Genomic DNA, 26,250 nt, shown 5'->3' on the forward strand with positions numbered 1-26,250 from the left:
TGTGCGGGATTTCCGCCCCGCCGATAAACAACTTGCGGCCCGGTTCCAGGCGGTGCAAATCAAACCCGAAACCCGTGCGGTAAATAACAGAATTTTCCAAGAGAGCCTCCGCAAATACTAAATCTTCCGGCGTGGTAATTTTGTTGTTTTTGTAGGAAGACGGCACCACGCGCACTTTTATCCCCAATTTTTCCACCAGTTGGGATTCATCCGTTGCACCTTCCTCTTGCCCGAATTTTTCCAACGCTTCCGCCAAAATAGAGCGGCGGTAGCATTGGGGCGTTTGCGCGGCCCACAGGACAGAACGGTCCAGCGTGTTTTGCACAAAGCCGTCCTTGCAAACCTTTACCGTATCCTTAACGGGCACGGCTAATACAGCAGCCCCATATTTCTGCGCGGCCTGCAAGCAAGCGCTGATATGCACGGGCTCCACCAGTGGGCGGGCGCCGTCGTGCACGGCCACTAATTGGGCAGTAGCAGACGTCTTTAAAAAACCGTTTTTTACGGACAACAGCCGCGTTTTACCGGGGTCTGCAAAAATAATATGGGGAAAGCGTTTTTCCAGTTCTGCGCGGTTTTCGGGCGGCGTAACCACCACAATTTCTTTTATTTCCGGCGTATTTAAAAACGCTTCTACCGTGCGGACAAGTACGGGCTTTCCGCCAAGCGGCAACATTTGCTTGGGGCGGCCCATACGTGTGCCGCTTCCCCCCGCTACAATCACCGCTGACGAAAAGCCCGTCTGTTCAGACATAAAAACCTTATTTAACTTTGGCAAAAATCATCCGGCCGGAAGAGGTTTGCAAAATGGAATACACCGCCACTTCCGTACGTTTGCCGATATGTTTGCGGCCGTCTTCCACCACGACCATTGTGCCGTCGTCCAGGTAGCCGATGCCCTGTTCTTTTTCTTTACCGTCCTTCATAATAAACAGAGACATACTTTCCCCGGGCAGCACCACCGGTTTTAAGGCGGTAGCCAAGTCCGCAATATTAAGCGCAATTACATTGTAAAGCGCGGCAATTTTATTTACATTAAAATCAAGCGTTACCACTTCGGCATCTAAACTTTTAGCCAATTTTACGACGCGTTCCTCCAAGGTGTCCGCCTTGGGGGTTTTGTTCGTAATGCGCACGGAAATTTCCGACAGTTCCTGCAAGCGGGTGGCCACGTCCAAACCGCGGCGGCCTTTGGCCCGTTCCAACGGGTCCTTGGAAGACACCATTTTGTTTAATGCGTCCAGCACAAACACCGGCAGTACAATCACGCCGGAGAGGAAATTAATTTCGCACAAATCCACAATGCGCCCGTCCATAAGCGCGGTAACATCGGCCACTTTTAAGTGGTGGCCTTTATAAGAGAGGCCTTCCAAGTCGCGCGACTTAAACAAACTGGCCAGCACGCCAAAAATCAGCAGGCCGATTTCAAAGGAGCGGTGGTATTGGTTCCAAAAAGCCATTACATCGCCGTTGGCAAAGTTGTTCATCCCGTAGTCAAACAGCACAAACAACATATACCCCAGCAAAAAGCCGGAGCAGGCAATCATAATTTTAATAAGGCGCAAGCGTTTAAACAACACTTCGCCCGCCACGACGAGCGCACCGCATAAAAGACCCGCGAGCAGGCTCATCCACTCTTTATCAATAAAGTTATACGTTAGAAACGGAAATGCTACCAACGTGGAAATACGAAAAATCCAAATAGGCATATGCCCTCCAAAAAATAGGGGAACCCGTCCCCGGATAAGACTAGTTATATTCTAGCACTTTGCAGGCTACTTTTACAGTGTTTCTTTGACGGCGCACCACCGGACTAGCGCAATTTAAGCGCTAATGCGTTCAAATCAGCCAGTTCCACCAGGGTCATTGCGCTTAATTTTTGCTTTTCGCCCTTGGTTACCGCCGCCGCGAAACCTTTCTTAAAGCCTAACCGCTGGGCTTCTTCCAGCCTGCGGTCAATCAGCGGCACCTTGGCTACCTGTCCCAAAATGCCCACCTCGGCCATAAACACACAATCCGGCGCAATTGGAATTTCCTTGCACGAACTGATGACCGCCGCGCAAACGGCTAAATCCAAGGCCGGGTCCTTCAATTTTACGCCGCCCGCCAAACTGACAAAGATGTCCTTGTTGTCTAACGATAGGCCAATATGCTTTTCCAGCGCGGCAAACAGCATCAAACAGCGGTTTAAATCCACTCCCGTCGCCACCCGGCGCGGGAACGGATAGCGCGTAGGCGACACCAAGGCTTGCACCTCGGTCAAAATCGGCCGAGAACCTTCCAACGCCAAGGAATACGCACGCCCCTTCATTGCGCTGTCGCGCGAGGTTTGGGCAAAATATTCGCTGGCGTTTTCCACCGATTCCAATCCGTGCCCCGTCATTTTAAACAGGCCGATTTCCCCGGTGGAACCAAAGCGGTTTTTGTGCGGGCGCAAGAGGCGCAGGACGTTATCCTTTTCCGTATCAAAATAGAGCACGCAATCCACCATATGCTCCAAAATCTTCGGTCCCGCCAGTTCGCCGTCCTTGGTAACGTGGCCCAACACAAAGGTAATAATGCCCTTGGGTTTGCACAAGCGCACCAATTCGCTGGTACACTCGCGCACCTGCGCTACCGTACCGGCGGAGGACGTAAATTCCGGGTGGTAAACCGTTTGGATAGAGTCCAAAATCAGCACTTCGGGGTTTACCTGCTCCACGGACTCCACGATTTTTTGGATGTCCGTTTCGCACAACAGGAAAATATTGTCGCCGTTTACCTTCAAGCGTTGGGCACGGCCCGAAATCTGGCCGATACTCTCCTCACCCGAAATATACAGCACCTTTAACGTTTTGGAAAGTTCCGCCGCCACCTGCAACATTAGCGTAGATTTGCCGATACCGGGCGCCCCAGCCAAAAGGGTCAACTGCCCTTTGACGAGGCCTCCGCCCAGCAAGCGGTCAAACTCGCTGATGTGGGTTTCTATGCGCGGTTCTTTAACGGCCTTGCTGTCCGCCAGTTTTACAATTTCGGAAGAGAAATCGGTAAAACTGCGCGTGCGCTGCGAGGCTTTTTTGCTTTCCTGCTGTTTAACCTCTTCTACCAAGGTGTTCCACTCCCCGCACTCCGGGCATTTACCCGCCCATTTTGGGGATTCATAACCACACTTTTGGCAGACGAAAACCGTTTTAAATTTCATACTTTATCTGGCCCCGGCCGCAGCCGCCATACCAAAGAAAGAGGAAATATCCTGGTCGTTAAACGACAAGTTGGCTTTAAGCGCGAACTCGTTGGTTTCCATCGCGTCGCGCATCCACGCGCCCACGGAGAAATAGCGGTTCACACGGAAATCCAAGCCGTACGTCAAATTGGGTTTATTGAAGCGGCGCCCGTTAATTACGCGGTCGCGGCCCCAATCATAAAATTCCCCGCCGACGGTAAAGCGGCTTAAAAATTTGTCGTCATAGAACGGCTTTAATTCAAGCGCCACCCCGCCGCCGCCACGGATTAAACCGGCGGAAACGGTCGCCCATTTGTTATACAGGCCGAAGCGGACGTCAAACTTGTTCTTTTCCAAATAGTCGCCGTCTTTGAGTTTGTCATCCTCGTTGCCGATGTTGGCCATACCCACGCGGTAGAACGTATAACCGCTGGACGGGAAGATTTCAAGCGCAAGGTCGCTGGTGGCCTGGCCCGGGCCCGGCATATAGAAGAAGTCGTAATCCCAATACACGCGGAAACGGCTCATCTTGCCCACAAAGGTTTTTACCTCGCCCATTGTTTCCTTTAAATCCTTTACGCTGTCTTTTACGTCCTTCTTCATTTCGGGGTCTTTAATCAAACTGCCGATGACGCCCTCGCCTTTTTCCAAACTGTTCATCAAGGAATCGGCCTTAGCCAAGACCTCCTTCAAGCGTTCGGAAGCCACGTCCAAATTTTCTACGGAATTTGTTAAATACGGGCGCATTTGGGCTACTAATTGGTTCAAATTGGCCGATAATTGGCGCACGTCGTTCATCGTTTGGTTGAGTTTGGCGCCAAATTCGCCTTGGTTATTTACGCTGTCCACAAATTCCTTAATGCTGGACATCGTTTGCGAAATCATCACGTCCATCGGCTGTTCGTTAAGCCCGGGGACGTATTCGCCCGGCTGGATAAAGGGGGCCGAAAGCGGCCCTTGCACGGCCTTTAAATATTTAGAGCCGATAATGCCCGTCATCGCCACGCTGAACTCCGCCCCGCGGTGCAGTTCCACCCCGTCATTAATGGAGGCCACAACCACCACTTGCCCGTTTTCAATTTTGATTTTTTTAACCTTACCCACCTCTACGCCCGCGAGTTTGACCGGGGCCTGTACGGCCAGGCCGGACACGTCCGCAAACGTAATGTTAATGTCGTGGGTCTTGGTAACGGACAGTCCACCTAAAAAATAGAGCGAAAAGCCGAAAATAAAAAGACCTAATACGGTAAATATCCCCAATTTAGTTTCTGGTTTCATTGTTCATCCTTTTAAGTAAAATAAAACTACGCCTTTAACAACTGCATTTGGATAGGCCCTTGGCTGCTGCCTTCCACAAATTGTTTTACATACGGGTTATCCGTTTTTCTAAATTCCTCCGGCGTGCCGTACATCAAAATACGTCCCTCGTATAAGAACGCAATATAATCGGCAATTTTAAAGGCCGAGCGCATATCGTGCGTAATAACTACCGAGGTTACCCCCAGTTTGGCCTTTAAGCCGATAATCAAATCGCTGATAATGTCGGACATTATCGGGTCCAAGCCTGTGGTGGGCTCGTCATATAAAATCACTTTCGGCTCCACCGCCAGTACCCGCGCCAGCGAAACGCGCTTCTTCATCCCGCCGGACAGTTCGCTGGGGTTCAACTTGGCTACATCTTCCTTTAACCCCACCAAGGCCAATTTTTCTTTAATTACCTTGGGGTATTCGCTTTCCGGCACCTCGGTTAAATATTTAAGCCCGAACGTAACGTTTTCGCCTACGCTCATAGAGTCAAACAAGGCGCCCTCTTGGAATAAATAGCCAAATTTGCGGCGGATGGCGGCCAGTTTAATTTCGCTGTGGATTTTAGTAATATCCTTTCCGTCCACCCAAATATGCCCGCCCGTGGCTTCTTCCAACCCGATAAGGCATTTAATTAATGTGCTTTTCCCCGAACCGGAACCGCCCAAAATGCAAGTGGTTTTGCCCTCTTCAATTTTGAGGTTTACATCCTTTAACACCTGTTTGGGGCCGAAACTTTTTTGCAAATCTTTAATTTCAATCATATTAAACCCCGAACGCCGTTAAAATGGCGGTTAAAAAATAATCCAACACCAAAATAAGTACAATCGTGGTAACCACGGCCCCGGTAGTGGCTTTACCCACGCCCTCGGCACCGCCGCGCGTGCTGACGCCCTTGTAGCAGCAGACCGTCGCCACCATAAAGGCAAACACGAACGATTTAATAAACCCGTGCATAAAATCCCGCACGCCCATAAACGAGGTAATATCCGTTATATATACCTCTCCGGCCACGCCCAGCGCATAGACCGCCACCAAGTAGCCGCCCAAGACGCCGAACAAATTGGAAAAAAGCGTTAAAACCGGCATCGTAAATAAAAAGCCGAACATCCGCGGGATAACCAAATAGCGGATAGGGTTCGTACCCAAGGTGTAGAGTGCGTCAATCTGCTCGGTTACCGCCATTGTGCCGATTTGCGCCGTTACCGCGGCCCCCGCACGGCCGGAAACGACAACCGCCGTCAGCACCGGGCCCAATTCGCGGATAAGCGAAAACGTAACAATCGTGCCTACAAAAATAGGTTCGCCAAAGATATTGTCAATCGTATTCCCCGCTTGCAACGCCAGCACCATACCCGTAAACAAACTGGTAAGCGCCGTTACGCCCAAGGATTCCACGCCAATCGTTACGCTCTGCTCCACCGCCTGTCCAAACTCAAAACGGGAGTGGGTCAGCCAGAACAAAGACGAACGGACCATTTGGGCGGCTCCGCCCACTTGACCGAACAGGTTGGACATATATTTACCGATAAGCGTAAACATTATTCTTTGTAAATCCTCGGTACGCGGGGCATCAAAAGAGTGCACAGTTCATAATCAATCGTGCCCGCCTTTTCGGCCAGTTCCGCGTAAGTAATTTCTTCGTCGCCTTGTCGGCCTACGGCCACCGCTTCGTCGCCCACCTTCACGGGCCCGGCGTTCGTAATATCCACCATCAGCATATCCATTGTGATATTGCCCAATACCCGGCAGCGTTTGCCGTTAATAAGCACCTCGGCCTTATTGGAAAGCGCCCGCAAATAGCCGTCCCCATACCCTAAGGGTAAAGTGGCCACCTTCATTGCGGACGGCGCAATAAAACTGCGGTTGTAACTAATGCTCGCCCCGGCAGGTACGTCCTTTACATACACCACACGGGTTTTTAAAGACAAAATCGGTTCAAACCCGGGTTCTAACCCCAGAGCGCTGTGGCCCGTGCGGACCATATCGTAATGCACATCGGGCCGCGCGGTAATGGCCGCGGAAGCCGCCACGTGGCAATAATTGATATGAATACCCTTTAAATGTACATTGGTTAGCGTGTCGCGATAGTAGCCGATTTGCTCCTCGGTATAAGCCGGGTCTGTTTCCACACTGGAAAGGTGCGTAAAGAGTCCGTCCAAAATGACGTGCGGGTTCTTATCCAAATATTCAATGACGTTAAACACCCCGCCGCGGCGCGTGCCGATACGCCCCATACCCGTATCCTGCTTGACGTGGCAGAGGGCCTTTTTGCCCAGTTTTTCGGCAATTTCGCACACGGCCTTGGCCGCGTCCAAACTGGCAATGGTTATGGCAATATTGTTTTTAATGGCATACTCAAACGCTTCAAACGGGTAAATACTGCCCAATACCAAAATAGGAAGCGTTACGCCCACTTGGCGCAACTGCAACGCTTCCTCCACCGAGGCCGCGCCAAAAAAGTCGCTTAGTTTGTTTTTTTCCAAAAATAGGCCCAAGGGCACCGCTCCGTGACCATAGGCGTTGGCCTTTAAAACGGTCAAAACGCGTACCCCCACGCCGGCCTGCTCGTGCACCTTGCGCATATTGCGGGCCAGTTTCTTTAAATCTACTTCGGCAATAGTCGGTCTTAAAATAGGCATCATATACATTACTCCGGAATTGCCATTGTGGTATTTCCGCCCATATCCTGCGCGTTTTCCATATGTTCGGGCGCAGGGTTGGTAAACAAGGCGTATTCGCCGAAGAAGGCCAAATCAATATCCCCCACCGGGCCGTTACGCTGTTTGGCAATAATCAGCGTGGCCTTGTTTTTGAGGGTTTCGTCGTCGCGTTTATAGTACGCTTCGCGGTGGATAAGGGCTACTACGTCGGCGTCCTGTTCAATAGAGCCTGATTCGCGCAAGTCGGACAACTGCGGTTTATTGTCTTGGCGGCTCTTGTCCTCGTTTTTACGGCTCAACTGCGAAAGAGCCAGCACGGGCACATTTAAGGTACGGGCCAAATCTTTAAGCATACGGGAAATTTCGGACACTTCCTGCTGTCTGCTTTCGGTACGGCGTTCGCCGCCGCGGATTAACTGCAAGTAGTCAATTACAATCAGGCCCAATTCCTTGCCCTGCTTTTTAAGGTCGGTCGCCAAGCGGCGCGCGCGCATACGCAGTTCGGTAATGGAAATGCCGGACGTATCGTCAATATACATTGGCGCGGAGGCCAAGCGGCCCAGTTCGCGCGTCAAATCGGACCATTTGCTTTGCTCGTAGTACCCGGTGCGCAATTTGTAAATTTCCACCATCGCAGCCGCGCCGAGCATACGTTCAAAAATAATGTGCCGCCCCATTTCCAGCGAAAAGAACGCCACCGGGAACCCACACTCCACGCAAGCGTGGTGCGCAATGTTCAGCGCCAAGGCCGTTTTACCTTGGCTGGGGCGCGCGCCCAAAATAATCAGGTCGGACTTTCTAAGTCCGCCCGTTTTGCGGTCAAATTCGTCTAATCCCGTAGGCACACCCTGGATAGCGTTTTTGTTGCGCACAGCCTTTTCCAAGATTTCAATTACTTCGGGGGCTAAATCCTTGGAAGACACAAACCCGGTAAGTTTCTGCTTTTGGCTTAATTTATAAATTTGGTCGGCGGCGGAATCAATCAGCACCTGCGGGTCGTCGTCCTCTTCCTTATAGCAGCGTTGGACAAGCGATGTAGCCGTGCGGATTAAATCGCGCACGACATATTTTTTATAGACAATTTCCGCATAGTGCTTGATATGCGCGGCGGTGGAAACCTTATCCACCAGTTGCGTTAAATAGACTTCCCCCCCCAACTGCGCCAAGAGGTTATTTTTTTTGAGTTCCTCGCTAAGCGTGATAATATCAATCGCTTGGCCACGGTCCGCCAGATTCTTCATAGCGGCAAAAATCTTTTGGTGGGATTCCTTATAAAAATGTTCGGGTTTTAAAATTTCCAACGCATCGGTTACGGCCTCGGCGTCTAGGAGCATTGAGCCCAAGACGGCCATTTCCGCATCTATTGCCTGCGGTGGGATTTTTTCTTCCAGTAAATTGCTTGCCATAAGTCCTCTACAACTAAAAAATGGGGCCACCCGTTTACCGGGTGGTAAACGGTGCTTTCTATCATTGTAGCAATTTAGGCCCTTTTAATGCCACCCAAACCAGGGTTAATTAGGCAATTTGTAACCCAAAATGCCTTACCTTGCAGGCCGCCACTTGTCCGCGCCCTTTTGATTAGTGAAGCCACATTGTTTTTGTAGTGTCGCAAACAAACGAAACGGCAACAATAAAAAACAAAGCCATTATAAAAATAAAAGTTATCCTGAATTGCCGCCCTTACCGCTAGGCGGCACCCCGTAAGGTTTCTGTACGGGGTCCATTAATAGGGTTCAGGATCTACCGATTGCGTTGTTAGTTTTTTCTGTTGTTTTTAACAACCCATAAGATAGATTCTGAAACAAGTTCAGAATGACCTCGTTAGGGATAATAACAACAAAAACCCCCGCGCGGGGCGGGGGTCATACAAAACGCAATTAGGTTGGGAGTTATTTGGCTTCGGCCACCGGTTCGGCTTTGGCTTCCGGTTTGGCGTCGGCTACTTTTTCTTCCACCGTGGTCAAGGGGTTAATTTGTACCTTGATAACCGCGGTAACGGTGGGTTTCAAATAAATGCCCACTTCGGTTTCACCCAAAGCCTTAATCGGCATATTGAGTTCAATGGCGTCTTTGGCGATGTTGTGGCCCAAGGCGTTCAAGGCTTTAAAGATATCGGCTTTGTTTACGGAACCGAACACCACGCCGTCGCTGTTGACGGTTTTGGTGAACGGAAGCACGACACCGGCCAATTTTTCGGCGATGGCGCGGGCTTCGGCAAGTTCCGCTTCAATGCGTTTGGCACGTCTTTCGGCGCCCAACTGCCAATTCTTAATAGCGCCTTCCGTGGCGATTTCGGCCAAGCGGTGCGGCACCAAGAAATTGCGGGCATAGCCGGGCTTTACATCAACGATGGTGCCCATCATACCCAAATTTTTTACGTTCTGTTTCAAAATAACTTTCATTTCTTGCGTCCTCCGGCTTATTTCTTGGGCAAAGAATACGGCAAGATAGCCAAGTTGCGATCGCGTTTGATAGCCTTGGTGATCTGGCGCTGGTGTTTAGCGCAGGTGCCGGTAATTCTTCTGGAAAGGATTTTACCGCTTTCCATAGTAAAGGACTTTACGAACTGAAAGTTCTTGTAATCCACATTTTCAATTTTTTCAGCGCAGACTTTGCAGACTTTTCTTCTGCTTTCAAAGCGCTTTTTGCCCATAAACGGACGCGCCGGTCTTTCGGGGCGGGCGGCCGGAGCAGCGGCGTTGGCCGCGGCGGGGGCTTGCGTGTTTTTAATTTCTTCGGACATTTGTTATCTCTCTTTGGTTCCTTGTTAAAAGGGTACGTCGTCTTCCATTACGTCGGTAGTGGGGACGTCGTCCTTAGCGGCCGGAGCAGCATCAGAGGTGTGATAACCGCCGGCGGCGTTATTTTCCAGTATTTGGATTCTACGGGCCGTTACCTGCAAACTTCTGCGGGTTTGGCCAGTAGTTTTGTCGGTGTATTCGCTGCTGGTGAGGCGGCCTTCCACGGAAATGGGGGTCCCTTTTTTCACCCGGTCTTTACACCGTTCGGCGGCAGCACCCCAAACCACTACGGGAACGAACACGGTGTCATCTTTCCACTCGTTTGTGGCAGTATCCAAATATCTGCGGTTGACCGCAATGTCACAACGGCACACTGCCTGACCTTTCTGCGTAAAAGCCACGTTAGGATCACGTGTTAACCGTCCGACTAGAAATACAACGTTTTGTTCCGGTAATTTGATTTGTGCTGGCATAGCGACCTTATTTTGCAACGGCAGGAGCCGGTTTTACCTTCACTTCTACGGCGCACATCGTCATAGAGCGAAGGACTTTTTCGTTAAGTTTCAAGGCTTCTTCAAAAACTTTTACAAATTTCGGTTCGGCTTTGAACTTTAAGTAGAGGTAGAAACCATCGCGAACGTGGTTTACTTCGTGGGTGAATTTTCTTCTGCCCAATCTTTCTTCGCTGGTTACTTCTCCACCGTTTTTCGTGATGAGGTCTTTGGCCTTAACCACGAATTCGCCCACTTCTCCGTCGGAGAGTTGGGGTTTAACAATAATTACGCTTTCGTAAGTTTTCATATACCAATTATTCTTTTTTGCGTTTTGCAGAGTCAAAAAACACCAAGGGCTTACGGCCCCAGAGAATTTGCTCTATGGATATTATAACAAAATTAGAGGAATTTATATAGCCAATTTAGCCGCGTTTTAAGAAAATTTTGGCGGGAGAGGTGGCGCCTTTGATAAGGGAAAGTTTGTTTTCGGGCAAATTAAGATATTCCGCCAGCAGGGTGCGCACGGCCTCGTTGGCGCGGCCCTGTTCGGCTGGCGCTTTTACCCACAGTTCAAAGGTATCGGGGGCCTTTTGGACGAGTTTATTCTTTTTTTCCCCCGCGTGCACTTTTACCTTAATATAACTTTCCATATTTCTATTTTACTTTTTTTGCGCCGGATATCGCCCAAATTTTCCACCGAGTGGGCATAAAAAATCACTTTTGCGGCGTGTTCTTTTATCAAACAACCGCAAAAGTGATTTTTACAATCGGCGTTTTATTATTTGCTGGCGATTAAACTCTTGGCTGTCATATCAGCCGGCTTTTTAAGGCCCATAACGTCCAACACCGTTACCGCAATGTCGCCTAGGTTGCCCGTGGCGGCCATTTTGGCGTTCTTGTGGTCTTTGCTGACATACACAAAATCCACCAAGTTGGTGGTATGCGCAGTTTTGGGCATATTGATTTTATCGTCCCACATTTCTTCGGCGTTTCCGTGGTCGGCGGTGATAAACACCGTGTAACCGTGCTTCAAGGCGTCCTCGGTTACAAGCCCGGTGCACTCATCCACCACTTCTACGGCCTTTACCACGGATTCAAATTTGCCCGTGTGTCCAACCATATCGCAGTTAGCAAAGTTGATGACGATAAAGTCATACTTGCCGGTAGCGATTTGTTTGAGGGCTTCGTCCTTGACGATATACGCTTCCATTTCCGGGTGTTCGGCAAAGGTGGCGGGGTCAAAGCGGCCTTTAATTTCAATGCGATCCTCTCCGGCGTACGGTTTAATCTGTTTGCCGTTAAAGAAGGACGTAACGTGTTTGAATTTCTGCGTTTCAGCCAAGCGCAACTGCTTCAAGCCCGCATCGGAAATAACCTGCCCGAGCAAGTGGTCCATACCGCCACCGTCCGTCATAGAAGGCAAGGCGTTGAACGGGAAGGCATCGTAATATTTGGTCAAGCCGCAATACACGCAGGGCACGCGTTCGCCGCGGTGGCCCGGGTAATTGTCGTCAATAAACGCACGGGTCAGTTGGATGGCGCGGTCTTGGCGGAAGTTAAAGAAAATCACGCTGGAACCGGGTTCCATCCCCTTATAATCGCCCAACACGGTCGGCGGGATATATTCGTCCACCATCGGCGTATTGGTCGGGGTCTTCATCGTTTTGTAATCGTTTTCCACCACTTCTTCGGCGGTATTGCCGTGCAAGCCTTGGGCGTGGACAATTAAGTTATAGGCTTTATCGGTCAGGCTCCAATCTTCGCCGCGGTCCATTGCGTAGTAGCGGCCCTGGATAGTGGCAATCTTGCCCACGCCGTATTCTTTAATTTTTTCTTCCAGCGTGCGGATAAAACCGATAGAACTTTGCGGCGGCGTATCGCGGCCGTCGGCAAAGAAATGGATATATACGTCCTTAATGCCCTTTTCGGCAGCATATTTCATAATGGCGTGCAAATGGTCCTGGTGGGCGTGTACGCCTTCATCCTGCACGAGGCCCATAAGGTGCAGCGGTTTATGGTTTTTGAGGCAGTTATCAATGCAGGCGGCAAACGGGGCGGATTTAAACAAAGAGCCGTCCTCAATGGTGTCCTTCAAGCGTTTGAGTTCCTGTACCACAATACGGCCCGCGCCCATATTGAGGTGGCCGACTTCGGACGAGCCCATATAGCCCGCGGGCAAACCCACTTGTTCGCCGGAGGCTTCAATTTGCGTATGCGGATATTCGGCCAAATATTTCGTCATATTCGGCGTTTTGGCATTGGTTACGGCATTGTGCGGACCGGCTTTGGCATCGCCCCAGCCGTCGCGGATGATTAAAACTACTTTTTCCATACTTAATTCTCCTTAATTAAATCTTTCCAACGCTTTTGTTGGAACGAACTCAACTGTTCCAGCGTAGAAACGCCGTGCTTGTTCAGTTCGGTTAAAAAGTAATAAAAAATTTGTTCGGCCATTTTGGTATCAGCCATCGCGCGGTGCCAGCCCGCGCAGTTAATCCCCAAATCGGCGGCGATACAACCCAAGTTGTTCTTGGCAAATTTGCCGCTCTTACGCGCCAGTTTTAGCGTATCAATCACGGGATAGGGCGGAAAGCGCATCCCGCATTGGGCAAACTCACTGCGTAAAAAGTTTACGTCAAAATCGGCATTGTGCGCCACGATAACGCAATCGTCCAACAACCCCAAAAGTTTGGGCAGAATATCGGCAAATTTAGGAGCGTTAGCCACCATTTCGTTCGTAATGCCGTGTATGGCAATCACGTCCGGGTGCATCGGCATACCGGGGTTTAACAAGGTGGAAAATTCCTCCACCGGGCGCCCGCCCTGCGACACGGAAACCGCCAGTTCACAAATTTTTCCGCCGTCGTCCGGCGACAATCCGGTCGTTTCCGTATCCAAGCAAGCAAATTTAATTTTAGAAAGTTCCATACCTCACCACACTAAATAAAATCTCATCCGTACCAAAAATCCCGCTACCAGCGCCCCGAACACACCTATATAAAAAGCCGCGTGGGACACGTCCATTAAGCGGATTTTGCGTGCATACACGCACGCCCCGTACCACACCAGCAGCAACACCATCCACCGCCAGCCGGGCAGGAGCATAATCAAAAAGAAAATCGCGCGGACCATCATCAGCAGCCACCGCTCGTCAAAGGTAGGATAATCCCGCCCGTAGCGGTCCTGCTCAATAGAAAAGATAAACCAGCCTACCACGCGGGTGGCGGTTACCAAACCGACCAAAAAGATTACCCACGATTCGGCAAAGAAATTGCCCGTTTCGTACAAGACTCTAAACGGCACGCACAAGAACAAAAAGAGCAGGTTGGCAAAAATCTTGGTAAAAAAGGTCAATACATAGCCGTGGCGCATTTTGCCGCCAAACTGGAAGAAACGGTCTGAAAACACGTGGAACGCACAACACAGCAAAATGCACATCCAGCCGGGCAAATGGAAGAGTTCTAAAAACGGCCAAGGCATTGTTAAATAGCCATAGCAAAGCAAATACGCCCAAAACAAAAACACCACGCTGTGCAAGCCCGCGGCTTTGAGCCAGTTTTCTTTTTCAAGCTGGTTAATCGTTTTATGAAAGAAAACGAAATCCGTCAAAAAGAAGGTTAAAAATAAGCGCCAAAAAACAATCATTTCTGCTCCTTGGGGATAGAGAGCGTAAACACGCTGCCCTCACCCGGTTTAGAAGTTACGTCCAAGGTTCCGCCGTGCGCCTGCATAATTTGGCGGCTGATAAACAGCCCCAAGCCGTAGCCTTGGCGGTCCGTATGGACTTGATGATATTTTTGAAAAAGTCCCTTTAAATCGTGTTCGCTAATGCCTATCCCGCTATCCGCCACCGATAAATAATACCCTTTTTCGTCCTGCCACGCACGCACCCGGACAAAACCCTTATCGGTAAATTTAATTGCGTTGGAAACCAAATTCATAATCACCCGCTGTAAAAGTTTCGGGTCAGCGGGCAAACGGTCCACCGCAATATCGGCAGTCAGCGTAAGCCCCTTTTCCTGCGCGGCGGGGGCTAACGTATCGGTAACGTTTTTGACAATTTCCGGCAAAGCCACGCTTTCCTTTTTGGGCATCATCATCCCTGCCTGCACGCGCGAAACATCCAGCACATCTTCCAACAAAGAGGATAAATTCTTGGCGGCTTGGCTCATTAATTCCAAGTATTGTTTTTCCTCGTCCTTGGACACTTTGCCGCTTTGCAAAATGTATAAGTACCCCTGTAAGCCGAGTAAAGGGGCGCGCAAGTCGTGCGCGACGGCGCGGAAGACCTGCTCCTTCATTTCGCTTACTTGGGCTTGGAGTTGCAACACTTGGTAATCCTTCAAATCGGCGGTCATTTTGTTAAAGGAAGCAATCAAATGCTTAAATTCCCCCCAGCCGATTTCCTCGTCTATTTTTTCGTCAAAATTCCCCGCGCTGACCTCTTTGGCCGCCTGCGAAAGCGCGCCAATCGGCTCGCCCAAGCGTTCCGCAAACGTAAGCGCGCCGAAATAGGCCAAGGTAGCAATGGACAACAAAAACAGTGCAATAATAATATTGGTGTAATAAATACTGCGGTAGGCCTCGCTCTTTAATTGGAGCACGGTGGCATACGCCCCCAAAATGGGCGTAGGCGCAAAGGCCCCGACGTACGTTTCCTGCGGCGTGTTTAACTTTTTAATCAAGCGGCTTTTGGACGAAAAGGCATTTTTTAACGCTTCGGCATCAAAGGCGGGCTTGTATTGGTAATCGTTGGCATAGACGGAGCCGTTTTGGTCCACAATATAAATGCGCCCCGTTTGGCCGATACGCTGTTCCTGTATGCGCGAAAGGAGACCAAAGAAACTCATTATCCCATATAAAAAGTCTCCGTTGGAAAGCGGATAGATAAACTCGCTAATGGGGCGGCCGTCCATTACGTCAAAACTGCTGACGGACAAGCGTCTATCCTTGGCCAGTTCAGGCAAGGAAGCGTCGCCCGATAAGTTAATGGGCGGCAGTTGCTTTAAAATTTGGGTATCGCCCGCGCGGTATAACTCCTTGCCGGACGAATCCAGTACGGCTAAAATCAAAAAGTCAGGGTTGGCCCCTAATGCTTCCCGCAACTGGCGGGTAGGATTTTTATGCGCGGTAAGGGTGGACGTAATATTTTGCGCAAAGGACAAACGCCAAGTAAGGTCCTCTATGTGTTGGTTCATAGACGAGGACACAATTTGCGCCAAATTGGCGTGAGTTTCCAAAATATTGTTCTTCAAATGTACCTGATAGTATGCTAGCAGCAGCACCATAGGGATAAGCGGCATAAGCACCACGGCCAGGAACAATTTGAAAAGTTTAGAAAATAAAGACATAATCCACCTTATTTAGATTATATCAATTCGGGGGGCGCAAACGGGAATTTTTGTTACACAGCGGAAAGTTACGCCCCGGGTTTAGCGCCCGGGGCGGGTAAATTAATCTATTTTTTGGCAGGACATTATGTTATATGTAAAAATATGTCTGCAACTTGATGAGGCCCTCGTAACACAGTTACCATCCGAAGTATCTCTATAATAAGAACAACTATACCACGGAGTATTGGTAGCAGGTATATTTCCTTGTACAACAGGGATTACCAAGACCCGTAGCATAATTATTTGACGGAGTATTTACCGTTGCAAACAGACAAATAAGGAACATAACAACCCACCTTTTGACAAAAGCACTTGCCGTGCGGAGACTTGTTGTTAAGCCGGCATCCCATAGTGTCTGGTGGCCCGCAGGGTTACGGGAACTGTCGTTATTATTGTGGTGGTCATTCCCGAGTGTTGTAATCGGGAATCTGTCGTTTTCCTTTTTTAATAAAAACAGATCCCCGAACCCTGCGGGCCGCCAATTCCTCGGGGATGACAGCACTACAACACAACAAAGCAAGGGCGTCGGTCTGAACTGGCGGCCTGCAAAGAAGTGCTGACCGCCAAAAGCAGGTCCAAAAGGCCCAATAGCACCTAGGCCCTTTTTATCCCGGGCGGCGGGCCCTTTGACCCTGGCAGAAACACGCCTAAAAACCTATCCTATACATATGACAAAGAAACTTTTATCTTGGGCCGCTTTTATGAAGAGAGAACTTACCCCCCTGCCGGAAGATGCTATTCCCGTGCGTGTGCAGGAAAGCGTGATCTATTTAAACGCAGAAGAAGCCGCCTATGTGGATATGCAAACGCGCCAACTCCTTAAAGAGCAACACAAGGAAACCCAGCGCAAACGCAAACTGGGGATTCCCCCTCCGCCTACTCCAGGCAGTATTTCCTACGCGGTGTATTATTAAATTTCCTATATATAAAACGCCCCCGGTTCCATACAGAACCGGGGGCGTTTTATGTTCCTTAAAAACCGTTATTTGGTTTTTTTGAGTTCTTCCACAATGCGCGGCAAGATTTGGTGCGCATCGCCGACGAACCCGTATTTGCAGACGTTGAAAATCGGCGCGTTGGCGTCTTTATTGATACCGATAATCACGTCGCTGTGTTCCATACCCACAATATGCTGTACCGCGCCGGAAATACCGCACGCTACATACAATTTGGCGGAAACCGTTACGCCGCTCTGGCCGATTTGCTGGTCTTTGGGTTTGAGACCCAAGTCAATCGCCGCGCGGGAAGCACCTACCGTGCCGCCCAATTCGTTGGCCAAGTTTTCCAAGAGGTCAAAACCCGCTTGGTTCTTCATACCGCGGCCACCGGCGATAACCACTTCGGCTTCGTCCAGTTTCATACCTGCGGCGGGCGGGTCCATATGCGTATTGATAATGCGCACTTTGGCCGCATCGGCGGGCAGGGCAATGGCTTCGTTTACCACTTGGGCCATTTTGCCGGGGGTGGTAACAACCTTTTTGAACACGTTGGGGCGAACGGTGGACATTTGCGGACGATAGTCCGGGCATTTAATGTCGGCCATAATGTTGCCGCCGAACGCGGGGCGGGTTTGAATCAAGTTGCCTTCCTTAATGGAAAGGCCCGTGCAATCCGCCGTCAAACCGACAAACAGTTCAGACGAAATACGCGGGGACAAATCGCGCCCAATATAGGTGGACGGATAGAGCACCACACTGGGGTTATACTTTTTAATCAGCGTAACCATAGCGTTGGCATACGCCGCGGTGTTGTAGTTGTGATACGCCGGGCTGCTGACCGCGTAGATTTTATCCGTGCCGTACTGGGAAAGTTCGGCAAAGTATTTTTCCACACTATCGCCAATGACTACGGCACAAAGTTCTTCGCCCAACTGGTTCGCCAATTCGCGGCCCTTGGACAACAGTTCAAAGCCCACGGGGCGGACCTTTTGGTTATGTCCGTCATCGGAAATTTCAATAAATACCCATACGCCCTTGTAGGCGGAAAGGTCTTTCTTGGCGGCACCCGTCGCCGGCAAGGACAAGGCCTTCACCGGGCAGGCGCTTACGCACGCGCCGCACATCGTGCAGGCGTTGTTGGCCACCGCTTTGCGGTTTACCAAGGAGAGCGCCCCAAAAGGGCAGGTGGCTACGCATTTGCCGCAGCCTACGCATTTTTCCGAAATTTGAATCATTTGATTACACTCTCCTTTTTCAAAATCTCTACAAACTTATCGGCAAGTTCCACGGCGGAGCCGGAGAACATTTCGCCTTTCTGTCTGGCAGGCGGCGGGAAGATGCGGTCCACGCGGGTCGGAGAGCCTTCCAAGCCCAATTTGTGCGGGTCGGCGTTTACGTCTTTTTCCGTCCAAACGTGAATCACTTTATCCTGCGCTTTGTGCGCGGCCATAAAGGAAGGATATTTCGCCACATAGTCGTGCGGCATCGTCATCGTAACCAAGGCCGGCAGGTCGGCTTCCAAAATTTGGTGGCCGCCCTCAATGAGTTTTTTAACAACAATTTGGTTGCCGCTGGCGTCAATACTTTCGCAGAACGTAATTTGCGGGATGCCCAAATGGAAGGCAATGCCGGGGCCCGTTTGGGCGGTATCACCGTCAATAGCCATTTGGCCGCAGAGAATCAAATCGTACTGGCCGATATGGCGCACCGCCATAGCGAGCGCATAAGAGGTCGCCCAAGTGTCCGACCCGGCAAACGCACGGCTGGACAACAAAACGCCTTCGTCCGCGCCCAGGGCAAGGGCCAAGCGCAATACCGCCGTGGCTTGTTGGGGGCCCATAGAAAGCACGGTTACTTTGGCGCCCGTTTTGGCTTTAATGGCCAAGGCTTTTTCCAAAGCGTAGTGGTCGTACGGATTTAAAATGCTGGGAACGCCCGCACGGATGAGCGTACCGGTCTTCGGGTCCACCTTTACTTGGGTGGAATCGGGAACTTGTTTAATGCAAACAATGATATTCATAAGTATCCTATTTTTTGAAAACTTCTCTGAGTTTAGCGGACACTACGTCCATATCGTCAATCAGGCCAAGCATTTTTTCTTCAATGCCCACCAAGTTGACGGCTTGGCTGAGTTCAGCCGCGTTGTGCGCCGGGCAAGTGCCCAAGATAAGGCGCATACCGTCCGTAGCGGTTTTGAACGCGCTCTGGCGGGCGTTTACGCGGGCCATAGTGCTAAGCGTGTTGATATCAAAGCGGCTGCCTTCGGTTACTACCTTGTTGGCGCATTGGCGCGTAAACACGGCGGCTACTTCCATTTCGCTAATCAGGTCGCCCAACATAAAGGTTACATACTGGTGGCGCGTAAGTTTGTTCATACGGCAATCGTCCAGCACGCGGGCCAACGCTCTAAAACCCAAGGCCACGCTGTCGGCGCCCACATTGGGGTTCTGCGCGTGGATAGCGTCAAACTCGGCGGCCTGGTTCAAATAATATTGGCCGCGGCTCTTTAAATGTTCCTGCCAGCGTCCGCGGAAAATCGTCATTTCCAACACTTCGCTGGTGCCTTCGTAAATGCAGGTAATCTTTACGTCGCGTTTGATTTTTTCTACCGCAAATTCTTTGGTGTAGCCGAAGCCGCCCATAGCCTGGATAGAATCTTCGGCCGCCTTGTTGCCCGATTCGGTGGCATACAATTTGGCAATAGCGCCCTCGGTGGCTAAACCGTGGTTGTTTACTTCCAACTGTTTGGCCGTCCAGTCAATATAAGCGCGCGCGGCTTCAAAGCGAACGTAGTGCGGGGTGATGAGTTTCAGCATAAAACCCTGCTTCTGGGCCAACGGGCCGCCCGCCTGGATGCGCTGCTGGGCATACTGCAAGGCCGTTTCTACGGCTTCTTCGCCGCCGCCCAAACCAAACGCCGCTACCATTAAGCGCGTATAGCCGAATACGGCCTGCGCTTGCAGGAAGCCTTGGCCTTCTTTCAGACCGATTAAATTTTCAGCCGGCACATAGACGTCGTCAAACGCCAAGCCCGCCGTGTTGGACAAGCGGATACCGTGCTTGTCTTCGTGCACGTCCTGGGTAAAACCCGGGGTGCCTCTTTCTACGATAAACCAACTCGGACCGCCCGGAGCCAACGCGAGAACCGTGTAAATATCGGCCACACCGCCGTTGGAAATCCACATCTTGCTGCCGGTAATTTTATAGCCCACCACTTTGCCGTCTTTAATGACGTGCTCGGCGCGGGTACGCAAGGAAACAAGGTCGGAGCCGGCATCGGCTTCGGTAGCGCCGTAGGCCACCAGTTTATTTTCCTGCGCGATTTTTTTGAACCATTTGGCTTTTTGTTCCGGGGTACCGCCGACGTTAATCGGGTCGCTGCCCAGGAAGGTGGCGAATACGCCCGTGGCGATGCCCAAGTCAATGCGGGCTAACTGTTCGCACACGCGGTAGATTTCGGTGGTTTGCCCGCCGAGCCCGCCGTATTCTTCGGGAATAAGCAAAAGATGCACGCCCAGCACATCGTGGTCGTACATCTCTTTCAAAATGTCTAACGGAATTTCGTTTTTGGCGTCATGCTCCCGGATCAGATTAAAGGAAATCCGGTTTTTAGCATATTGCTTCAAACTGTCTAACATCAGGTTTCTGGTTGTCAGGTCGTTTTTTGCCATATTTGGGTTTCTCCAAAATACAATATAGGTATATGATACCAATTTTTGAGTTCCTGCGCATTTTTCGGGCATAAAAAATCCCCGGTCAAAACCGGGGTTTTTTTAAACACCTGTTAAAAATAATAGGGGGCTTCGGTTTTTCCGGTAAAAATTTGACACCACTTTTCGCCCTCGTCATTATCATAATAGCAGGCTAATTGCTCATCTCCGCGGGCATAATAAATGGCATACGGTTTGCCGTTGCGGCGGCACACGCCAATACCAAAAGCGTTATCCGCCGTGGCACCCGCGTTTACCGCACGGCAGGAAAAATCCTTTGTATTCAGCGACGGGGTTCCGCCCGCATTAGTAGGAGTACCGGTAAAGGTCAAATCCAAATCCGCCAGATCCGTGGCATAATTGCCGTTAGACATTAAATAAGCCTGTTGGGCCGTCCAAATAGCGCGCGTGCGGGCCACCGCTTCGGACACGCGGGACTTTTCCACCGCCCGTTCGTATTGCGGCATAGCCACCGCCGCCAAAATTCCGATAATCAGTACCACTACTAAAAGTTCAATTAAGGTAAAACCGTTTGTTTTCATAAGCACCTCGCAAAGATAGCTTATTCTAATAAAAAAGTCCCTGTTTAAACAAGCCTTTTATATGTATAATAAGAATATGAATTGTATTTTTTGCGGCATTGCCGACGGTTCCATTAAAAGCCAACTGATTTACGAAGATGACGACGTCGTGGCGTTTAAGGATTTAAACCCCCAAGCGCCGACCCATCTTTTGATTATTCCGCGCAAGCATATTGCGCGCCTGTCGGAAGCGGACGAGAAAGACGCACTTCTGCTGGGCAAGATTTTGCTGGTTGCCAAAAAACTGGCCAAACAGTTTGATTTAAAGGACTTTCGCCTGGTAACCAATAACGGCAAAGGGGCAGGGCAAAGTGTGGACCATTTGCACTTCCACTTAATGGCCGGAAGACGTTTTTTGTGGCCCGCGGGTTAAAAAAACGTAAAATTTAAGAAAAATAAGGTATAATATACATAAGGTATAAAATACCGTTTTTATTTTTGTCTATTAACCGTAGAAGGTGGTGAAAAAGTAATGGTTTTCGTAAAAGTGAGAGATGCCGAACATCTTGAAGAAGCCTTGAAACGCTTCAAAAGAGAATGCGAAAAGAACGGCATTTTGAAAGAAATCAAAAGACGCGAAACGTATATGCCTCCGAGCGTGAAGAGAAAAATCAAATCGCAGGAAGCCCAACGCCGCGCCCGCCGCACCAAACGCAGACGTTTTTAATTAAAGTAACACCACAGGCAATAGTCCTTTACGCAAGTATCGGACTATTGCCTTATTTGCCTTTAACTTTAATCTAAAACAGGCGGCACCGTGAATAATAACCTCACAGAACAAATTAAGGACAGATTGGACATTGTAGAATTTATCCGGCAATACGTTCCGGGCCTTAAACGCTCGGGTAAAACCTACAAAGCCTGCTGTCCGTTTCATAAAGAAAAGACCCCTTCCTTCACTTGCAACAGCGAAAAGGGGTTGTTCTATTGTTTCGGCTGCCAGGCGGGCGGAGATATTTTTGATTTTCTGATGAAGATTGAAAATTTATCCTTTAACGAAGCGCTTGAAAAATTGGCCGCGCAGGCCGGACTGGAATACAAGCCTATGCGCCCTTTAACGGGCGAAGAAATGCGCCGCGCCACCTTGCGCAAGTTATTAGATTTTGCCAAAACGTTCTATCATAAAAATTTGATGTCGGCCGGTGGCGAATTCGCGCGCGCGTATGTAAAAGAGCGCAACTTAACCAAGGAAACCTGTCAAAAGTTTGAACTGGGGTTCGCCAAAAATGACCCTACCGCCCTAGCCAAGGAGGCACGCGCCGCGGGGTTTACGGACCAAGATTTAAAGGACGCAGGGCTCTGTGTTTTAACCGCCTATGGCCCACGGGACTATTACCGCAGCCGCCTGATGTTCCCTATTATCAACCAACGGGGCGACACGGTGGGCTTCGGCGGACGTATTTTAGGCGAGGGTGAACCCAAATATTTAAATTCGCCCGAAACGGTTTTGTTTACCAAAAGCCAAGTGTTATACGGGCTCAATTTTGCGGGCCCCGAAATCCGCAAAGCGGGTCGCGCGGTACTGCTGGAAGGATATATGGACGTCATCGCCTGCCACCAAGCAGGCGCGGGTTATACTGTGGCTCCCTTGGGCACCAGTTTGACCGAGGAACACGCCCGGCTGTTAAAACGCTATACGGATACGGTAGTCGTCCTGTTTGACCCGGACGCCGCTGGAATTAAGGCCGCCATACGCGGCGGACTTATTTTGATTGAGCGCGGGCTCTTTGTAAAGGTGGCCTCCCTGCCCGACGGACTGGACCCGGACGAATACATTGCCCAATACGGCAAGGAAAAATTTGAAGAAATTTTAAATAACGCCCAAGATTTAATTGCGTTTCACACCAATTTGCTCCTCTCACAATGCGAGCAGCCTATCCAAGCGCAGGATAAAACGCGCTTGGTGTCCGAATTGGCGGAAACGATATCCAAACAGCCGGATGAAATCGTCCGGCGCGAGTGGGCCAAATATGTGGCTGAGCATTTGGGCGTAGATGAAGAGTTGGTAATGGAACGCTTGCGCGAGGTGTCTTATTCCCCGGCGCCGCGGTTCCGCCGCCAGCAAACGGTGTTGGAAAACACGATTGCCACCCCGGCGGAAGAAGATTTGCTGTCTTGGATTTTAAAGAGTCCGGCGCATTTGGTGTTATGCTCCGAACTCACGCGGGAGGATTTTTCCACCCCCGCCGCCTGGAACCTGTTTGAAACCTTGGTCCGGGCGCATATGGAACACCCGCAGGAGCCCGATTTGGCGCAGGAAGCGGCTAAACTGGCCCCCGCGCAAAAGAGTGAATTTGTAAAGTTGGCCCTGTTACAAACGCCGGAAGATTTTGACCCGGCGCGCGACATTGCCGCCTGTGCGGCCAAATTGCAGCAAAGCGGTCTGCATAAACAATTACAAGAGGTCCGCCGCCAAATGAAGCAACTGGGCGCCGGAAATGTACCGCCGGAAGTTTTTAAAAAATATATAGAATTGCAAAACAAATTAAAAAAATATCGCAGTTGAGGAAATTATGGCATCGGGAAATAAAGCGCTGAAAGATTTAGTAGAAGAAGGCAAAGAAAGCGGCTTCTTATCTTTGGAAGATTTGAACCGCTCTATCGCCGCGTCGGATATGAGCGCGGAAGACATTGACGGCGTAATGGGTACGCTGGACGATTTGGGTATTCAGGTAGTGGACCAAAAGAAATTTAAATCCGTCTCCGCCGCCGACAAAGAGGCGTTAAGCGAGGATTGGTCCTCCGCCAGCCCGGATATTTCCAACTCTATCCGTATGTATCTGTCCGAAATGGGTAAAGTGCCGCTTTTGTCGCGCGATGAGGAAATCACCTTGGCGCGCAACATCCGCGAACGCGAAAAAGAACTGCGCAAACTGGTGTTGGAATCCCCCATCACAATGCGCGAAATTTGCAACTGGGAAGAATTGGTGGACCAAGAAGAAATGACCACCAAGGAACTTATGCCCCGCGGTAAACGCACCACGCGCGAACTGAACAATATGCGCAAAAAACTCAAAGATGCGGCGCAATTCATCGGCAAACGCGAGCAGGAAATTACCAAATTAATGAAGGAATTGCGCGAAGGCAACCTGACGGACAAAAAGCGCAACAACGCCATTGAAAAATTGGAAGCCAAACAAAAAGAAGTTGTGGCGACCATTACCAAACTGAATTTGAACCAAAACAAAATCAAACGTTTGACCAACAAAATTAAAAACTTGGCCGACCGCTTGACCGAAACCCGCAACGATATGCAGCGCTTTGACGATTATTTCGGCAAATACGAAGACGTCAAAAAACTGGTTACCAAATTTAAAGCGGGCAAAATGACGGAAAAAGAATTTAAAAAAGCCACCAAATTTACGTTGCCGGAATTGGAACGCGCCTTGGCGAATATTGAGGACGTCCAACGCCGCCACGCGCAAATGGTGGATATGCTGCCGATGACGGAAAAAGAATTTTTGTCCTTTAATGACCGTATCGTTTTCTTTGAAGATATGATTTTGCAGGACAAGTTAAAACTCATCAAGGCCAACCTGCGCTTGGTGGTTTCCATTGCCAAAAAGCACGTCAATTCCAACTTGGAACTCTCTGACCTAATTCAAGAGGGCGGCTTGGGCTTAATGAAAGCCGTAGAAAAATTTGAATACAAACGCGGTTTTAAATTCTCCACCTATGCCACCTGGTGGATCCGCCAGAGCATCAACCGCGCCATTGCCGACCAGGCCAATACAATCCGTATCCCCGTGCATATGAAGGAATTGGTTTCTAAACTGACCAAAGTTACCAACAAATTCCGCCAAGAACACGGCCGCGAGCCCACCTTGGAAGATTATTCCAAAACACTCCGCCTGTCCGTGGAAAAGGTGAAAAGCGTGCTCAAAATTATGCAGGACCCGATTTCCCTTTCTACTCCGATTGGCGAGGACGAGGATTCCAACTTGGAAGACTTTATTGAAGATAAGAACGGGCCAAACCCCACCAGCGCGGCGGTGGACTTTCTGCGCAAGCAAGAAGTGGCCGATGTGTTGGCGACGCTCTCGGAACGCGAAGCCAAAATTATCAGCCTGCGCTTTGGGATTGACTCCGGCTACCCGCGCACCTTGGAAGAAGTGGGTAAAATGTTCAATGTTACGCGCGAACGCGTGCGCCAGATTGAAGCCAAGGCTATCCGCAAACTGCGCCACCCCAGCCGTACAAAAATGTTAAAGGATTACCAAGAATAATCTTTTGCAACACATAGCACAGCCCCGCATTTTTTGATTTACGCGGGGCTGTTTTTATGGTAAACGGTATCTTCGCAGGCCCGTGTCCTCATATACTTTTGTACCGCCAAAAATCTGCGTACAATAACTGCCGGTTGTTTTGGTATAAGCAATACCCAAACTGTTTCGCTCACCACAAAACAAAATACCATTACCGCCAGAAACATCACCCTTTAAGGCCATCGTCCAACCTGCGCCCTTATATTCGCCCGAAATACGCCCTAAATATATGGCCATATTTTCCCCATTTACATACATTTGTAATGACCATTTGTCATTGGAGCGCGTATCTGTGGCTGTATTAAACCATTTAGTCGTACCTGTCCACGGCACGCTAATGTCCAACTCGTCAAATGACGTAGCATACGAGCCATTTGCCATATAATAGGCTTCCTGCGCGGCATATAAGGATTTTAAAAGGGCTAATGCCTGAGTCGCGCGGCTTTTTTCCACAGCCTTATTATATTGCGGCATTGCCACCGATGCCAAAATGCCAATTATGAGGACAACGACTAATAGTTCAATAAGGGTAAATCCTGCTGTGGCCGTGCGGCCACTGATGCTAGTGGCGTCATTCTGGAAAGTCGTAGTCCAGAATCTGTTGTTACGAAACGGCGAGATTCCATATAGAAACCTTACGGAATGACGTCTGTTTGGGGTTGCCGCACGGCCACTTGTTGTTAGGCCGTCATCCCGTAGTGTCTTTATACGGGATCTGTCGTTGCAGTTGTAGTCATCCCCCGAGGAATTGGCGGCCCGCAGGGTTACGGAATCTGTCGTTGTAGTTGCTGTTGTTTTTGTTGTCATTCCCGAGTGTTGTAGTCGGGAATCTGTCGTTTCCTTTTTTGATAACAGCGGATCCCCGACTAAAACCTTCGGGGATGACAGTAAAAAACTCCAATTTTTGTTAAATCCTTTCATTTTTTCTCCTTGTTTAGGCCTTTATATTTGAGCAAAA

27 protein-coding genes are annotated in these 26,250 nt (G+C 49.9%); 5 read left to right on the forward strand and 22 right to left on the reverse strand.

Translation table 11 applies throughout. The annotated features are described in order from the left end of the window. The 17 genes from ispD to B2118_RS01465 form a co-directional block, all read right to left on the reverse strand. The coding region (gene ispD, locus B2118_RS01385; protein WP_428052680.1) for a 2-C-methyl-D-erythritol 4-phosphate cytidylyltransferase at positions 1-754 on the reverse strand (754 nt) is incomplete at its 3' end. 7 nt (positions 755-761) lie between these two features. After that, positions 762-1,709, reverse strand: a complete 948-nt coding sequence (locus B2118_RS01390) for a PIN/TRAM domain-containing protein (protein ID WP_428052682.1) — start codon at positions 1,707-1,709, stop codon at positions 762-764. A 104-nt stretch (positions 1,710-1,813) separates the two neighbouring features. Next, positions 1,814-3,181, reverse strand: coding sequence for a DNA repair protein RadA (gene radA / locus B2118_RS01395; protein ID WP_428052684.1), 1,368 nt, complete (start codon positions 3,179-3,181; stop codon positions 1,814-1,816). Between the two features lie 3 nt (positions 3,182-3,184). Further along, positions 3,185-4,480, reverse strand: coding sequence for an MlaD family protein (locus tag B2118_RS01400; protein WP_428052686.1), 1,296 nt, complete (start codon positions 4,478-4,480; stop codon positions 3,185-3,187). A 26-nt stretch (positions 4,481-4,506) separates the two neighbouring features. Continuing rightward, positions 4,507-5,271 (reverse strand): ABC transporter ATP-binding protein, encoded by a 765-nt coding sequence (locus tag B2118_RS01405; RefSeq protein ID WP_428052688.1) that lies wholly within the window; start codon positions 5,269-5,271, stop codon positions 4,507-4,509. Between the two features lies 1 nt (position 5,272). Then, positions 5,273-6,049 carry an MlaE family ABC transporter permease gene (locus B2118_RS01410; RefSeq protein WP_428052690.1) on the reverse strand — a complete coding sequence of 259 codons (777 nt, stop codon included), beginning with the start codon at positions 6,047-6,049 and terminating at the stop codon, positions 5,273-5,275. Beyond that, entirely contained in the window at positions 6,049-7,152 is a 1,104-nt protein-coding gene (gene alr / locus B2118_RS01415) for an alanine racemase (RefSeq protein ID WP_428052693.1), read from the reverse strand. Before alr ends, B2118_RS01410 begins: the two co-directional genes overlap by 1 nt. A 5-nt stretch (positions 7,153-7,157) precedes the next feature. After that, positions 7,158-8,576: a replicative DNA helicase gene (dnaB, locus tag B2118_RS01420; protein ID WP_428052695.1), complete on the reverse strand. Its 1,419-nt coding sequence runs from the start codon at positions 8,574-8,576 to the stop codon at positions 7,158-7,160. 483 nt (positions 8,577-9,059) lie between these two features. Further along, entirely contained in the window at positions 9,060-9,572 is a 513-nt protein-coding gene (gene rplI, locus B2118_RS01425; RefSeq protein ID WP_428052697.1) for a 50S ribosomal protein L9, read from the reverse strand. Between the two features lie 17 nt (positions 9,573-9,589). Then, positions 9,590-9,913: a 30S ribosomal protein S18 gene (gene rpsR / locus B2118_RS01430; RefSeq protein WP_428052699.1), complete on the reverse strand. Its 324-nt coding sequence runs from the start codon at positions 9,911-9,913 to the stop codon at positions 9,590-9,592. Positions 9,914-9,937: 24 nt separating this feature from the next. Continuing rightward, a complete protein-coding gene (locus B2118_RS01435; protein ID WP_428052701.1) occupies positions 9,938-10,384 on the reverse strand; it encodes a single-stranded DNA-binding protein in 447 nt (148 codons plus the stop codon). A 7-nt stretch (positions 10,385-10,391) separates the two neighbouring features. Then, positions 10,392-10,712: a 30S ribosomal protein S6 gene (gene rpsF, locus B2118_RS01440; RefSeq protein ID WP_428052703.1), complete on the reverse strand. Its 321-nt coding sequence runs from the start codon at positions 10,710-10,712 to the stop codon at positions 10,392-10,394. Between the two features lie 115 nt (positions 10,713-10,827). Beyond that, positions 10,828-11,055 carry a DUF167 domain-containing protein gene (locus tag B2118_RS01445; protein WP_428052705.1) on the reverse strand — a complete coding sequence of 76 codons (228 nt, stop codon included), beginning with the start codon at positions 11,053-11,055 and terminating at the stop codon, positions 10,828-10,830. Between the two features lie 128 nt (positions 11,056-11,183). Further along, positions 11,184-12,737: a 2,3-bisphosphoglycerate-independent phosphoglycerate mutase gene (gpmI, locus tag B2118_RS01450; protein ID WP_428052707.1), complete on the reverse strand. Its 1,554-nt coding sequence runs from the start codon at positions 12,735-12,737 to the stop codon at positions 11,184-11,186. Between the two features lie 2 nt (positions 12,738-12,739). Further along, positions 12,740-13,333 (reverse strand): 3'-5' exonuclease, encoded by a 594-nt coding sequence (locus B2118_RS01455; RefSeq protein ID WP_428052709.1) that lies wholly within the window; start codon positions 13,331-13,333, stop codon positions 12,740-12,742. A gap of 3 nt (positions 13,334-13,336) precedes the next feature. Further along, the gene (locus B2118_RS01460; protein ID WP_428052711.1) at positions 13,337-14,050 is read right to left on the reverse strand and encodes a hypothetical protein; all 714 of its coding nucleotides are present in this window, start codon (positions 14,048-14,050) and stop codon (positions 13,337-13,339) included. Continuing rightward, entirely contained in the window at positions 14,047-15,756 is a 1,710-nt protein-coding gene (locus B2118_RS01465) for a sensor histidine kinase (protein WP_428052713.1), read from the reverse strand. The genes B2118_RS01460 and B2118_RS01465 overlap by 4 nt, the downstream gene beginning before the upstream one ends. A gap of 710 nt (positions 15,757-16,466) precedes the next feature. Between B2118_RS01465 and B2118_RS01470 the strand changes: the two genes are divergently transcribed. Further along, positions 16,467-16,712, forward strand: a complete 246-nt coding sequence (locus tag B2118_RS01470) for a hypothetical protein (protein WP_428052715.1) — start codon at positions 16,467-16,469, stop codon at positions 16,710-16,712. A 68-nt stretch (positions 16,713-16,780) separates the two neighbouring features. Here B2118_RS01470 and B2118_RS01475 read toward each other — a convergent pair whose 3' ends face one another. The 4 genes from B2118_RS01475 to B2118_RS01490 all read right to left on the reverse strand — a co-directional run bounded on the left by B2118_RS01475 (position 16,781) and on the right by B2118_RS01490 (position 20,988). After that, the gene (locus B2118_RS01475) at positions 16,781-17,971 is read right to left on the reverse strand and encodes an FAD-binding protein (RefSeq protein ID WP_428052717.1); all 1,191 of its coding nucleotides are present in this window, start codon (positions 17,969-17,971) and stop codon (positions 16,781-16,783) included. Next, positions 17,968-18,756 carry an electron transfer flavoprotein subunit beta/FixA family protein gene (locus B2118_RS01480; RefSeq protein WP_177747937.1) on the reverse strand — a complete coding sequence of 263 codons (789 nt, stop codon included), beginning with the start codon at positions 18,754-18,756 and terminating at the stop codon, positions 17,968-17,970. The genes B2118_RS01475 and B2118_RS01480 overlap by 4 nt, the downstream gene beginning before the upstream one ends. A gap of 7 nt (positions 18,757-18,763) precedes the next feature. Then, positions 18,764-20,407, reverse strand: coding sequence for an acyl-CoA dehydrogenase family protein (locus tag B2118_RS01485; protein WP_428052719.1), 1,644 nt, complete (start codon positions 20,405-20,407; stop codon positions 18,764-18,766). Between the two features lie 113 nt (positions 20,408-20,520). Beyond that, positions 20,521-20,988, reverse strand: a complete 468-nt coding sequence (locus B2118_RS01490; RefSeq protein WP_428052721.1) for a type IV pilin protein — start codon at positions 20,986-20,988, stop codon at positions 20,521-20,523. Positions 20,989-21,064: 76 nt separating this feature from the next. Between B2118_RS01490 and B2118_RS01495 the strand changes: the two genes are divergently transcribed. From B2118_RS01495 to B2118_RS01510, 4 genes are all read left to right on the forward strand, one after another. Further along, positions 21,065-21,400, forward strand: coding sequence for a histidine triad nucleotide-binding protein (locus tag B2118_RS01495; protein WP_428037778.1), 336 nt, complete (start codon positions 21,065-21,067; stop codon positions 21,398-21,400). Positions 21,401-21,445: 45 nt separating this feature from the next. Beyond that, positions 21,446-21,694, forward strand: a complete 249-nt coding sequence (gene rpsU, locus B2118_RS01500) for a 30S ribosomal protein S21 (RefSeq protein WP_428038374.1) — start codon at positions 21,446-21,448, stop codon at positions 21,692-21,694. A gap of 90 nt (positions 21,695-21,784) precedes the next feature. Next, entirely contained in the window at positions 21,785-23,533 is a 1,749-nt protein-coding gene (gene dnaG, locus B2118_RS01505; RefSeq protein WP_428052723.1) for a DNA primase, read from the forward strand. 7 nt (positions 23,534-23,540) lie between these two features. Further along, the gene (locus tag B2118_RS01510; RefSeq protein WP_428052725.1) at positions 23,541-25,253 is read left to right on the forward strand and encodes a sigma-70 family RNA polymerase sigma factor; all 1,713 of its coding nucleotides are present in this window, start codon (positions 23,541-23,543) and stop codon (positions 25,251-25,253) included. Between the two features lie 54 nt (positions 25,254-25,307). On the opposite strand, the gene B2118_RS01515 is transcribed toward B2118_RS01510, so the two are convergent. Next, positions 25,308-26,099, reverse strand: a complete 792-nt coding sequence (locus B2118_RS01515; RefSeq protein WP_428052727.1) for a type IV pilin protein — start codon at positions 26,097-26,099, stop codon at positions 25,308-25,310. Positions 26,100-26,250: the final 151 nt, after the last annotated feature.

Origin of the sequence: Candidatus Avelusimicrobium stercoris (genome assembly GCF_002437085.1) — a bacterium.
Lineage (GTDB): Bacteria > Elusimicrobiota > Elusimicrobia > Elusimicrobiales > Elusimicrobiaceae > Avelusimicrobium > Avelusimicrobium stercoris.